The organism is Serratia sp. A07, assembly GCF_058725505.1.
Genome location: NZ_JBZXDO010000005.1, coordinates 251474 through 264406 on the forward strand (window position 1 = coordinate 251474; position 12933 = coordinate 264406).

The 12933-nt window shown below is 48.7% G+C and carries 9 protein-coding genes and 1 pseudogene; all 10 read left to right on the plus strand.

The window, feature by feature from the left end:
* Positions 1–190: 190 nt before the first annotated feature.
* Positions 191–2047 carry an IucA/IucC family protein gene (locus AC4PR2_RS08265; protein WP_425504614.1) on the plus strand — a complete coding sequence of 619 codons (1857 nt, stop codon included), beginning with the start codon at positions 191–193 and terminating at the stop codon, positions 2045–2047.
* 34 nt (positions 2048–2081) lie between these two features.
* On the plus strand, positions 2082–4187 hold the full coding sequence (locus AC4PR2_RS08270) for a TonB-dependent receptor (protein WP_060441067.1): 2106 nt from the start codon (positions 2082–2084) through the stop codon (positions 4185–4187).
* A gap of 11 nt (positions 4188–4198) precedes the next feature.
* Positions 4199–5599: a Y4yA family PLP-dependent enzyme gene (locus AC4PR2_RS08275; RefSeq protein ID WP_060422618.1), complete on the plus strand. Its 1401-nt coding sequence runs from the start codon at positions 4199–4201 to the stop codon at positions 5597–5599.
* 11 nt (positions 5600–5610) lie between these two features.
* The gene (locus tag AC4PR2_RS08280; protein WP_492175009.1) at positions 5611–6624 is read left to right on the plus strand and encodes a PLP-dependent cysteine synthase family protein; all 1014 of its coding nucleotides are present in this window, start codon (positions 5611–5613) and stop codon (positions 6622–6624) included.
* On the plus strand, positions 6624–7781 hold the full coding sequence (locus AC4PR2_RS08285) for an NAD/NADP-dependent octopine/nopaline dehydrogenase family protein (protein ID WP_060441029.1): 1158 nt from the start codon (positions 6624–6626) through the stop codon (positions 7779–7781). Before AC4PR2_RS08280 ends, AC4PR2_RS08285 begins: the two co-directional genes overlap by 1 nt.
* Positions 7782–7783: 2 nt before the next feature.
* Complete coding sequence (locus tag AC4PR2_RS08290) at positions 7784–9010, plus strand: MFS transporter (RefSeq protein WP_147840333.1); 1227 nt, start codon at positions 7784–7786, stop codon at positions 9008–9010.
* Entirely contained in the window at positions 9007–10167 is a 1161-nt protein-coding gene (locus AC4PR2_RS08295) for an ABC transporter substrate-binding protein (RefSeq protein ID WP_492175010.1), read from the plus strand. The genes AC4PR2_RS08290 and AC4PR2_RS08295 overlap by 4 nt, the downstream gene beginning before the upstream one ends.
* Positions 10136–11320, plus strand: a complete 1185-nt coding sequence (locus tag AC4PR2_RS08300) for an aminotransferase class V-fold PLP-dependent enzyme (protein WP_492175011.1) — start codon at positions 10136–10138, stop codon at positions 11318–11320. Before AC4PR2_RS08295 ends, AC4PR2_RS08300 begins: the two co-directional genes overlap by 32 nt.
* Positions 11321–11327: 7 nt before the next feature.
* Positions 11328–11744 carry a ParB N-terminal domain-containing protein gene (locus AC4PR2_RS08305; RefSeq protein ID WP_072265500.1) on the plus strand — a complete coding sequence of 139 codons (417 nt, stop codon included), beginning with the start codon at positions 11328–11330 and terminating at the stop codon, positions 11742–11744.
* 1064 nt (positions 11745–12808) lie between these two features.
* Positions 12809–12933: pseudogene (locus tag AC4PR2_RS08310) on the plus strand (ParA family protein); the annotation flags it as partial.

Below are 12933 nucleotides of genomic sequence, written 5' to 3' on the forward strand. Positions count from 1 at the left end.
TTGATTCTCTCATCATGGATTACAGTTATGAGAATGATATTGATTATCATTTACATGAATTTATTTTGATGGTAGCGTAGTGACTGAAAGTTTTCAAGGAACCTGAGAGAGCAATGAAATATCACGTTGATCTTAAGGTTCTCAATTTACGCCTAATCGTTTCAACCCTCTTACTTTGGGAGAAAATATGATGGAGCTGGCAGAGGAGAATGGCTTTGCGAGACAGGCACTTTCAACACAACCTGATTTTTCGGCTCGTAACGCACTCTCTCGAATAATTCGTTGTCTTTTTTCGGAAAAACTACTTGATGAAAAGAAACTTGAGATTTTCGATGATAAAAGTAGGGTTAATTACCGCCTCTCTGATGGAGAATATACCCTTCGGCTAAATCTAACGGCGGTTTTTCCGGCGAATAGTGTTATTAATCGTGGTGATATTATCCTCGAGGCAGCCGACGGGAGCAAAACACCGATTCTGTCACATGAACAACTGATCGACGTCCTGAAAAATGAATTTAGTTTCAGCCCTTCGGCTGAGGGTATAGCTAAATTCAATAAAGATGTTGCTAACAGTATCCATAATGACCGGCTGGCCAGAGCGCATCGGTCAAAATGGCGGAATAGCATTACTAAAGACATGGAGAAAGAGGGGGAGTCTTATTTTGTTAAATGGATAAGACGCCATCACAGTTTGAGAGAGGGGGCGACTCTCCTGGACCAGTGGGGATCTCTGGAAGGCCACCCTTATTATCCTACCTGGAAGTCCCGGCCTGGATTAAACGATGAAGACATCGAGGCCCTGTCCGCCGAATTTGGAGCCCGAGTCATTCTTCGCATGGGAGCCATACAGGCCGACATGGTTTATTGCGAGAAGATGCCTCATGTTCAGGATACCCATCAATGGCTGTCATCGGCCTTTCCTGGCGTCTGGAGTGAATGGTGCGCCTGGCTCGAAAGTCAACATCACAACCCTCAAGAATGGCTGCCCATTCCCCTTCACCCCTGGCATCTTGAACATTGGGTCCTGGGTCATTTCGCCAAAGAAATAGACGAAGGCATTCTTTTGCCATTTGGTCCCGAAATTGAAACCGCACCCTCAATGTCGTTCAGAACTATGCTTCCGACGGCCCCGGCATTGCCTTTTATAAAATTGCCCGTTGCCATATGGATGACCAGTGAGATGCGTAGCCTCCAGGCTAAATCCATTCACATGGGGCCGCGTATTAGTACGATTATTGAGGATATCCTGGATGTGGAGCAGGGTTTTGACGGCAAACTCGACTTTTTCCGGGAAGATGCCGCATGGCACTTCCGTCATAAAGATCGTATGGATGACGCTGAGGGTAAGTTTCTCTCCGTCGTGTTTCGTAGTACGGATGCGTGGAAAAGAAACGATAATTCATTGGCTATCACGGTTGCATCGCTATTTACCGCCCTCCCGCATAAATCCGATCCCCTTATCAGTGAGCTGATTGCCTTGTCAGGATACACGCCTGAGACATGGTTTCGTCATTACACCCGGATCATACTGAAACCGGTCTTGGCTATGTATTTGATTTATGGCGTGGCGCTTGAAGCACACCAACAAAATACGCAGGTTTTATTTGATGATTCCGGCCGCGCTGTGGCCATGCTTATCCGTGACTTCGGCGATGGCCGCAGCTGGGCCCCGGCACTCCGTAAGCAAGGTTACGAACTCAAGCCTTATATCTGGCCTGGCATTTTACCCACGGTGTTTGAAGATGATATTGAACCCGTCAGAACCTTCGTCGTGGATGCTTGCCTTGTCAGTCATTTACATGAAATCGCCCTTTGCCTGACTCACTTCTATTGCATCCAAGATAACCGTATGTGGAAAGTTATTGGCGAAGAACTTGACCGTGTATTTAAAGAACTTCACCCAAGGCTAGATGACAGCTTCTGGCATCAGGAACGCGAGCATTTTATGAACCATCCCTGGTATACCCGCTCATTAATGAGCATGCATTTACAACAATATACTGATTATCGACTTCAGCACGGCCTTAATAATCCTTTAGCTGATTGATACGCCGGTAACTCTGGGACTCGAGATAATGGTTATGAATCGTAGAAAGAAGTTTCTGGTTTTGGCTGTTGTAGAAATTTTAATTCCTTATATTGCGAACGCGGAAGATACCGTTGTCGTTACCGCCGACAGTGCTGTTACACAAACTGAAGATGAACTATCCAAACAAGCCAACATTGGCTTATTAGGAAGTAAAGTCATTCATGATACGCCATTCAGTATCAAGGGATATACCTCGCGATACATTGAAGACAGGCAGGCTAAATCTCTCGGCGATGTTATAAAAAATGATTCATCCGTGCGGGTTACCTCTCCTTCAGGCGGGATCCTGGATTCTTTCATGATCCGTGGATTCCCTATTGGTGAAGGCAATACCGGTGAAGTGGCACTCAATGGTGTCTATGGTGTGGCACCAAATTATCAATTATTGCCGCAATATCTCGAACGAATAGAGTTACTGAAGGGGCCGGGCGCGGGGCTCTATGGGATGTCCCCGAATGGAGGGGTTGGCGGTGTCATCAACGCAGTGACTAAAAGGGCTACAGCTCAGGATATTAAACGACTCACCACCACCTGGGAGTCCAACAACCAACTCGGTGCATACGTCGATGTCGGTAAATTGTGGGTTACCCCGGACGGTGAGGTGTGGGGAATCCGTTTTAACGGTGGCGGTAGTGGTGGCGATTTGGCACTCGACAATGCCTATAAAAATACGGCATTAGGCGCGCTTGCTCTCGATTATGGGAACGGAGGGGTGAGGGCTTCCCTTGACCTGCTTGATCAATATCAGCGAGTAAAATCCCCAAATCGCCCCTTCACTGTCGCTGCAGGCATTGATGTTCCGGATGCTCCTGATGGTAAGACAAACATCGCGCAAAAGGGGATGTGGTGGAAAATCCGGGATCAGGGGGCATTGCTACACACAGAATACGATATTAATGACAACGTGACCGTTTTTGCGAATGCAGGCGGTGGGCGCTCGATGGTTTCACGCATATCAGAGCAAACCCCTAATATTATTAACGACAAAGGGGATGTCGTCTCGACGATTACTAATTTCCGCTTTAAGGTGAATCGTTATACTTTAGAAGCTGGCGCAAGAAGTTATTTTTCAACCGGTTCCATTGATCATCAGGCGACGCTGCAGGTCAGTTATTACCATGATCGCCTCGCAATCGCCAGCACTTGGGGGCAAACGGTAGATTCCAATATTTATTCCCCGTCAGACGTTGATGTCACCCTGCCTTCTGCGCCAGCCAGAGTATCAAAAACCTCCTCCAGCCAGTTAAGTGGTCTCGCGCTTGCAGACACAATGACCGTACTGGATGGACGTGTTGACATCACGCCAGGCGTGCGTCTCCAAAGGGTTCGTGCCGATAACTTCGCCGCTAATGGCGATCGTTCATCCACCTATGATGACTCTGCCGTCACTCCGATGCTTGGCCTGGTTTACCGTCCCTGGAAACCCGTTTCGCTGTATGCCAACTACATTGAGGGGCTCAGCAAAGGTGATGTTGCCCCTGGTACGGCACAAAACGCAGGTCAGGTGATGCGTCCATACCGATCGCGTCAATACGAAGTGGGCATTAAATACGATGAGGCGGGAATCCAAAACAGTCTTGCTCTTTTCCAGATCACGAAGCCGAGTGGTGCAATCGACAGTAGCAATACATTCAATTCCAATAGCGAGCAGCGGAACCGAGGAATTGAACTGAATATCTCCCATAAACCTCTTGATAATTTGCGAATGTCAGGAAGCCTTTCCCTGATTGATGCTGAGCTCACCAAATCTCCCTCCACCGGCGTTCGTGGTAACAAACCCGTTGGCGTCTCCCCGGTACAAGCAAACGCGGGTGTGGAATATGACCTCCCTGTCCTACGGGGATTGTCCCTGAACAGTCATGTTAATTACAGCGGGAAGCAGTACGTCAATCAGGCGAATACGCAGTCTATCCGTTCTTGGACAACGGTAGATATGGGGGCTGCCTATAAAACGCGTGTGTACGGTACACCGGCAACTTTCCGCTTTGATGTTCAGAACGTGTTAGATCGCCATTATTGGGCTGGCGTGGCGTCATACAGCACCATTGCGCAGGGAGCGCCACGCACCTTCCTTGCATCGGTAACCATTGATTTCTGAGAGGATTTAATATGGCTTCGCTGTTAAATACCTATTGCCGGGAAACCACTTCATGGCGGGTAAGCCCTGCCAGAGAATTACCCCCCTATGTGGATCCTGTTATTGCCCGATGGTTAGAGACGTCCCCTGATACTCTTGTTCGCTTATCAGAAATTTACGGTTCTCCGCTCAATATTGTTTGGCCGCATACCGTGGAGAATAATTTCAATGCGATGGCTGCTATTACGGCGGGATTTGGTATTGAAGCGAAATTTTATTATGGCGTTAAAGTCAATAAATCACAGTCGTTATTACAGGCTGCCGTCGCTGCCGGAACAGGGGCTGATGTATCCAGCCTGCATGAGCTCAACGATGCTATCCGCGCTGGATGCAGAGGCACCGATTTGTGTGCCACCGGTCCTGCAAAAACAATACGTTTTTTGCAGGAGTTAATTCTGCAGGGGGCGCGGATTGTCGTGGATTCAGTCGAGGAAATGGACGATCTCATGGAAGTAGCTAAATGCTGGAAAAGCCCGACAGGCCGAATCAGTATACTACTGCGCCTTCGCCCCGCGTTCAGCCATACCAGCCGTTTTGGTATGTCATCCAGTGAAGTGAGTGCCGTGCTTCAGAAACTCGAGACCTGTAATCCATTAAAAATCGATGGCTTCCATTTCCATCTTAGTGGCTACTCGCCCGTATCCAGGGTTAACGCTTTTTTTGACACATTACCGTTGATTGCCTGCGCCCGTAGTCTTGGCCATTCCCCATGCATTATCGATATCGGGGGAGGGTTGCCCGTTCAGTATGTAGAGGGGAATTGCTATAAGGCATGGCTATCCTCACAGACGCAGGAAAACTATCGTACTCGACGGGTCCCGGATGCTTTCTATCCCTATGGTGGTGATATAAACGCTGAGCACTGGCTCACTCAGTTTCTTGGCGGTGCGGGCCCTGTGGGTAAAAGAGTCTGCGATGCATTAATCGATGAAGGATTAACGCTGTGTGTCGAGCCCGGAAGAAGTCTGGCCAACCAGAGCGCCATAAGTGTTTTTCGTGTATGTCGAGTCCGGCCTCACGGTGATTCCGGATACGTTATTTTTGTCGAGGGAAGTAGCTTCAGTGCATGCGAAACGTGGTTTAACTCTGAATTCTTAAGCGATCCGCTTCATATTCGTCAGAATTCTCATGAGCCATCTCCTGCTGCGAAAGCATGGATTGCGGGTCATAGTTGCCTTGACGAGGACGTTATAACTAACCGTCTGATTGCATTCAAGCACCTGCCTGAACCGGGCGACTTGCTGATATTTGCCAATACCGCTGGTTACCAAATGGATTTACTGGAAAACCAGTTCCACCGGCACCCGCTCCCCACAAGACTGACCGCTGTCATGAGCTCGCGCCAAAACCTCATTTTTACCGTTGACAATTAAGGAGTTGTAAAATGATCTTCAGAAAAGTAACTGATTTGATTGGCAATACTCCCTTCATTCAATTACCGCTGGCGCAATCTGACTCTCGTCTTTATATCAAAGTGGAGAAGAACAATCCTGGCGGGAGCATGAAAGATCGCATGGCCAGAAATATGATTGTTGCGGCGCTGAAATCAGGGCGGATCCAACCAGGTGGGACGATTGTTGAATCATCATCAGGAAATACGGGGATCGGCCTGGCCATTGCGGCTATCGAATTTGGGCTTAAATTTATTGCAGTGGTGGACCATCATGCCGCTCAGGATAAAATTACCATCATGCGAGCTCTGGGAGCAGATATTCGTTACGTTAAGGGTAATTATGGTGAAAATGAAGTCGCGGTTGTGGAACGACAGCGTATGGCGGCTGAAATTGCAGGTGAAATACCCGGCGCAGTTTTCATGAACCAATCAGATAATGCGGCCAATGCCGGTGGATATGCAGACCTGGTGCGTGAAATTATCTGCCAGATTGGCAAAGTCGACGCGTGGATTGGATGTGTTGGCACTGGCGGTTCGATGACAGGGATAGCGCATGGCCTCAAGGTTCATAATCCGGATACAGTTACGATCGCGGTAGAGCCAGAAGGCTCTATCGTATTTGGCAAGCCAGGAAAACCCTATTATCAATCAGGGACCGGCACACCGGAAGGAGACACCGTCGGATTAGTTCTGGATTACAGCTGCATTGATTATGGTGAACAGGTTTCCGACGTCTGCGCTTTTGAAACTGCACGCTATCTTGCGCGCCGTTTCGGGCTGCTTGTTGGCGGTTCTACCGGTGGTGCAATATATAAAGCGTTGGAATTTATCAATAATGGAACGATTCGGGGGAATGTGGCTCTCGTTATTGCAGATGGCGGTGAAAAATATCTAAATACGATCTTCAATGAGGAGTGGCTCAAAGAACGGGATCTTCTCTCCGAGCAAGTCTGGGAGAAACTTGATGGCTGGTTTGCACTCTCTTCTGTTCAGGAGGGAGAATAATGTTCTCAGGCGAGAAGTTAAGGGTAACAATATGTGGGGCCGGCCGTACGGGCCACCTTGCTGCCATTTTATTCAGTCAAAATCCCGCAGTTGCAGTAACTCTTTACACTAGCCGGCCAGAAACTGTCACCGCATATCAAGGCAGTGGCGCTCAGTTGCATGCGATCATGCCTGATGCAAATGTCATAAAAGCCTCTGCCGTCAGGATGACGGCGTCAGTCGATGAAGCCTGCGCCGCTGCAGATCTCATTATCATTACTGCCCCAAGCCATGTACGCGAAAGCGTGCTTCAAAGCATCGCGCCAGCGCTGCCCCGGCATAAGCAGGTCTTCGTCGGAGCCATTCCCGGTTTTGGCGGATTTGACTGGCTGGCAGAAAAAGCATTTGGAGGCTTATCGAATATTGTTATATGGGGCATGAAAGATGTCCCCCATATTGCGTTTGATCTTGTACCCGGAAAAAGTGTCAGGATAGGGGGGGAGAAATCACAGTTGTACGTGGCTGTTCATCGCCGGGAAACACCTGAGAATACCGATATTCTGCTTGATTATCTGAGGCAGCTTTATGAGGCTCCCGTCACTCTGCTGTCTAATTATCTGGAGATTACCCTTACACCAGGAAATCCAATCATGCACAGTTCCGTCATTTATGGCCTCATCGGCCCATGGGGGCAGTGGCACGGGCATGCTTTCAATCATATTCCGTGTTGGTGGAGTGATTGCCCTGAACTCGGTGCTTATTTCCTTGCTCGCTGTGATGAGGAAAATCAGGCCTTATGTAAAGCTGCCGAACTTTCACTGGGTATCGATCTCAGCTCTGTGCAGCCATTGCAGCAGGAAATAGTCGAGGCATACGGTGACTCAATTTCTGACCCCAGAACACTCCTCAGTATTTTACGAACGAATAAGGCCTATGAGGGGATCCCGCTGCCTCTGATCCGCGAAGGGCGATCCGACACTTTTATTTTTGACAAAAACCATCGGGTCTTTCGGGAAGATATTGGCTGCGGTTTAAGCCTGCTGGTTTTAATCGGCCAGAGGCTCAAGGTGCCAACACCATATATAGAAGAAATCTATTACTGGTGTTGCGAGTATATGGGAGGGAAGATTGCCCGCTCCCCGATCCCCGCCGATTGGCCAACGATAAGGAGGGAATGAGGATGCGCGTAACGGGCAGTGTGACTTTTATTGTCCAGTTTCTGTTTATCGTGCAACTGCTTTCGATGGGAGCGATGGAAATGAGCGGCCCTTTTTGGCCGCTTCATATCGAAAGCATGACGTCCACAGAACTACTGAGCATCGCTGGCACAGGGGTGTATATAGCACCGATGCTTGGCGTTATGCTAACCAGCACATTCTGGGGGCGGGTAGGCGACATAACGGGCAATAAAGTCATGATGATCCGCGCACTGATGGGCCTGGCATTAACGCAACTTGGGCTTGCTTTCGCCAATGACGTCTGGCTGGTGCTTATTTTACGTTTTTTACAGGGTACCTGTGCGGGTTATATTGCGCCGGCGCAGGCCTATGGTATTGCAATGGTGCCAGCGGCACAGCGTACGAGACTTTTTGCCTGGTTGCAGGTGTCGACCAACGCAGGCTCTTTGGCAGGGGCGATTATCGGGGGAGCCATTCTCGATCTACTGAGTTTCTTCTGGATAAACGTCAGCGCATTCATTATTTGTACGCTATGTGCACTGATTGTTCTTTTCATATTACCTGCTGATGCTCCTCATGGAGTCTCGTCTACTTCAGCTGTTCATTCAAAAGATAAGAAAAGGACTCCAACTGGAATCAACAATGGCGTCATTGTTGGCTTACTGACGGTTCTTGGCTTGTTATTAATGAGCCGCATGATTACGCAAACGCCTTTTTCTCTTTATGTCAGCACGGTGTTCAATGCCCCTAATTGGCTAACAGGATTAGCTTATGGATTACAGGCTACGGGAGTGATTGTATCAGCGTCTCTCTGGGCAAGATGGTTTGAAGCGCACGATATAGCCAGCACGCTCTACCGAATGGTGGGGATCATCATGGGATGTATCCTGGTAACGCTGCTGCTGGCTACAGTAAGGGAAACCAGCTGGTTTATCGGGCTTTATTTTTTATGGGGAATTCTCCTTGGCGCAACCACGCCTGTGCTTACCGCATTAATTTCGCGCACAACAGCCGAAGGTATGCAAGGGTATATATTGGGGGTGGTCCAGAGCATCAGCCAGTTCGCCTCCATCATAGGTATTGCTTTGGGGGGCGTAGTCCTTCTCTGGCCGGGGTTGTCAGCGTTGTTTCTTTGCGTTGTGGTCATGTATTCCATGACTTTAATGATTACGTTAAAAATCAGCCGTTCTTCAAGGGAATTCAACAAGAAAATAGGTTATGAAAAATGATATTACGACTTGTGCTCTTTATTGTATTGTTAACCTCATCAGTTGCTCATGCTGAACAGACGGTGACGCCTGTAACCGATCTCCTTGGCCGAACCGTTAACATCAAATTACCGGTACAGCGTGTCATCCTTGGGGAAGGGCGCCAACTGTATCTGGTCGCAATGCTTGATAAAGAAAATCCTGCCAAGAGGATAGTGGCCTGGCGGAAAGATTTAATACAGTCAGATCCGGCAACATGGCAGCAGTACCGGCAACAGTTTCCACAACTGGAGAAAATCCCGACATTTGGAGGCAGCGAGCAAGGGACCTTCGATATCGAACAGGCTATTAATTTGAAACCTGACGTCATCATCATGAATATGGATGCGCGAAATGCCATTGTTGACTCAGGGTATGAAGCCGCACTTGCCAGTGCGGGTATCCCAATTGTCTATGTGGATTTTCGGTATGACCCTATTGCACATATTCCTCCTACAGTGAAACTATTTGGCGAGTTATTTGGTCAATCGGAACGCTCTGAAGCCTATTTAAAGTTTCGCGATAGTGAGTTACAACGCGTCATATCCAGGACTTTAAAATTACAGAAGCCATTGCCAAAGGTATTTTTAGAACGTCTTGGAGGTTATTCAGAAGAATGCTGTATGACCTTTGGAAAGGGGAGTTTTGGGCGTTTTGTTAAATTAGCCGGAGGAGACAATATCGCAGCCAATCTTGCTCCCGGTTCATTTTTTACGCTAAATCCTGAAAAGGTGATAGCTGCAAATCCTGATGTCGTCATACTCACCAGCGGGAATTTTCAGGCCTTCGTTCCTGGCGGAAGGTGGATCCCTCTCGGACCGGGCGTCAATATCGAGGAGTCCAGGCGTAAGCTGGCATGGTTCACCACCCGTCCAGCTTATGCAGATAGCACTGCCCGCCGTAATAGCGCATTTTTCGCCATCTGGCATCAGTTCTACAACAGCCCGTATGACGTTATTGCCATCCAGCAACTCGCCAGATGGATACATCCACAATTATTCGCGGACCTGGCCCCTGATGACACATTCCGTCGTATGCATCAGGAATTTCTTCCCGTTCCGTATCAATCCGGGTATATGGTAAGCCTGAAAAAAGAGGAGAATACCCATGACGTTAAGTCTGGCACAACTCCGCGCTGACACGCCAGGGACTGAGCATGTTATTCATTTTAACAATGCAGGAGCAAGCTTAATGCCTGTCCCGGTTATACAGGCTGTGCATGAACACTATTTAAAAGAAATTACCCTCGGTGGGTATGAAGCCGCAGAGAGTGAGCGCCAATGGCTTGGTGATATATATGGTTATCTGGCGAAAATGATCCAGGCAAAGCCTGCAGATATCGCGCTTGTGGAAAATGCTACCCGGGCCTGGGACATCGCATTCTACTCTCTTCCCTTGCGCCCTGGAGATATCATCCTGACTTCGACCACTGAATATGCAGGTAATTATATACCTTACCTGCAACGACAAAAACGTGATGGCATTCAGATCAAGATTCTGGAAGCGGATGAGGAGGGGGCTGTTTGTCTGAAGCAATTACAACATGCCCTTGGCAACCCTCGGGTCAGATTAATCAGCCTCCCAATACTGGGAACTCATGGGGGACCAATACAGCCGGTAGAAAAAATGGGCGCCCTTGCTCGTGATGCTGGCGTGTGGTTTTTCCTTGATGCTTGCCAGGGTATTGGACATTTACAACTTGATGTCCAAAAAATTGGGTGCCACGTGTTAACAGCCTCAGGGCGTAAATACCTGCGAGCTCCACGCGGTACGGGTTTTTTATGGATGGACAGCACCCTGAGTTCGAATATTGAACCGGTGTGGCTTGATCACCATGCTGCAAGACTTATAGATGAGCAGAGTTATCATATTAGCGAGGGAGCCCGACGATTCGAATGCTGGGAGGCAAATATCGCTGACAGGCTTGGCCTGGGGGCTGCCGCGAAATATGCGCTTTCGTTAGGGCAAGATACAGTAACGCAAAGAATTTTTAAGTTGGCTAAGCAACTTCGCTTAGGCCTGAAATGTATACCGCACGTTCAGTTACAGGATAAAGGAGATAATCTATCAGGAATAGTTACATTTACAGTTAAAAATAAAACAGCTGAATCTGTTAAGGAATACCTATCGGCTCAACCACGTCGAATTAATGTCTCATGTTCTCGATTTAGTTCGACATTCATTGACATGCGAAATCGTGGGCTGGAGTCAGTCGTTCGTGCATCCGTTCATGCGTATAACAGTGAAGATGAGATAGATATCTTACTTAATGCCCTTGAAAATTTCAGGTGAGGTGAACATGCAGTATGAGGTAATATTACACCCAGTTGCCTTGATCCGTCCCTCTGAAGAGGTCAACATGGAACATGTTATAGCATTAACAGAGGAGATAGCGCGTTGCCAAAAATGGATAACACCCGTTCCCATTGAAAAGCACACGGGGATCATTATGGATGGCAACCATCGATATCGTGTGGCCAATAATCTTGGGCTAATGTACCTTCCTTGTATATTGCTTGATTATACTGATGTACGCGTGAGAGTACACGACTGGAATAATGGTGAGCCCTTCTGCCCGTTAAAAATCAGAGACCACATAGTAAACCAGGGAAAAATTTTTCCGTATAAAACCACTCGTCATTTATTTTCACCGGTTCTTCCAGCCGTTGATTTTCAGCTCAAACAGTTATTCGGTATACGTTCATTAACTATATAGTTCTTCTCGGCTCTGGTCGCGATCAATGCCGGAGTCCGTTTTGTAGGAATAGTTCTGCATGAGAGCATTGCAGCGGATGCTTTTAGACACTCAGCCATTGAGCCAATCCTCGAGCTTAGGACGTTGCTGATGTCCCGCTATGTATGTACTGCGCCTCAGCGCGGCCGCAGATCGACCACGCGCTGCACTTTGCCTTCTTCCGAGCGGGCCCTTGGCCGCATCATCGAACGTAGTTCGATGGAGAGTCCGTATCCCAGAAAACGAAAAACCCGCCATAGGCGGGTTATTCTGAATATGGTGCCCGGACTCGGACAACGGGCGCCTGCGCCGGGTTGAACAGCGCTTTAGCGCTGGCCCGCAGGATGAGGCCTTCAGACCGAATAATCGAACGTAGTTCGATGGAGAGTCCGTATCCCAGAAAACGAAAAACCCGCCATAGGCGGGTTCTTCTAAATAGGGTGCCCGGACTCGGACAACCGGCGCCTGCGCTGGGTTGAACAGCGCTTTAGCGCTGGCCCGCAGGGTGAGGACTTTGGGCCGAATAATCGAACGTAGTTCGATGGAGAGTCCGTATCTCAGAAAGCAAAAACCCAGCCATAGGCGGGTTCTTCTAAATAGGGTGCCCGGACTCGGACAACCGGCGCCTGCGCCGCGTTGAACAGCGCTTCAGCGCTGGTCCGCAGGGTGAGGCCTTTGGCCGAATAATCGAACGCAGTTCGATGGAGAGTCCTGTCCCTGAAAAGCAAAAACCCAGCCATAGGCTGGGTTCTCTAAATAGGGCGACCGGACTCGGACAACCGGCGCCTGCGCCGCGTTGAACAGCGCTTTAGCGCTGGCCCGCAGGGTGAGGACTTTGGGCCGAATAATCGAACGTAGTTCGATGGAGAGTCCGTACTCCAGAAAGCGAAAAACCCAGCCATAGGCTGGGTTCTCTAAATATGGTGCCCGGACTCGGAATCGAACCAAGGACACGGGGATTTTCAATCCCTGTGCTTGTTGCAAAATTGTTAAAGTATATATAATTTAACCGTTTACACGCGAATTGATAAATTCGAGTGTAAAACATGCATAAATTAGCTAAATCCACATCTATGGGTGTTAGCCACCCGGCACCTCGCGTTATCCCTATGGTCTCAACCAAAGGGGGCGAAGGTAAATCCACTCAAAGCGCCAACCTTGCCGGCTTCCT

Bases quoted from the DNA above. Each gene is read 5' to 3' on its own strand.
- AC4PR2_RS08265 (WP_425504614.1), top strand. From the start codon at position 191: ATGGAGCTGGCAGAGGAGAATGGCTTTGCGAGACAGGCACTTTCAACA.
- AC4PR2_RS08270 (WP_060441067.1), top strand. From the start codon at position 2,082: ATGAATCGTAGAAAGAAGTTTCTGGTTTTGGCTGTTGTAGAAATTTTA.
- AC4PR2_RS08275 (WP_060422618.1), top strand. From the start codon at position 4,199: ATGGCTTCGCTGTTAAATACCTATTGCCGGGAAACCACTTCATGGCGG.
- AC4PR2_RS08280 (WP_492175009.1), top strand. From the start codon at position 5,611: ATGATCTTCAGAAAAGTAACTGATTTGATTGGCAATACTCCCTTCATT.
- AC4PR2_RS08285 (WP_060441029.1), top strand. From the start codon at position 6,624: ATGTTCTCAGGCGAGAAGTTAAGGGTAACAATATGTGGGGCCGGCCGT.
- AC4PR2_RS08290 (WP_147840333.1), top strand. From the start codon at position 7,784: ATGCGCGTAACGGGCAGTGTGACTTTTATTGTCCAGTTTCTGTTTATC.
- AC4PR2_RS08295 (WP_492175010.1), top strand. From the start codon at position 9,007: ATGATATTACGACTTGTGCTCTTTATTGTATTGTTAACCTCATCAGTT.
- AC4PR2_RS08300 (WP_492175011.1), top strand. From the start codon at position 10,136: ATGACGTTAAGTCTGGCACAACTCCGCGCTGACACGCCAGGGACTGAG.
- AC4PR2_RS08305 (WP_072265500.1), top strand. From the start codon at position 11,328: ATGCAGTATGAGGTAATATTACACCCAGTTGCCTTGATCCGTCCCTCT.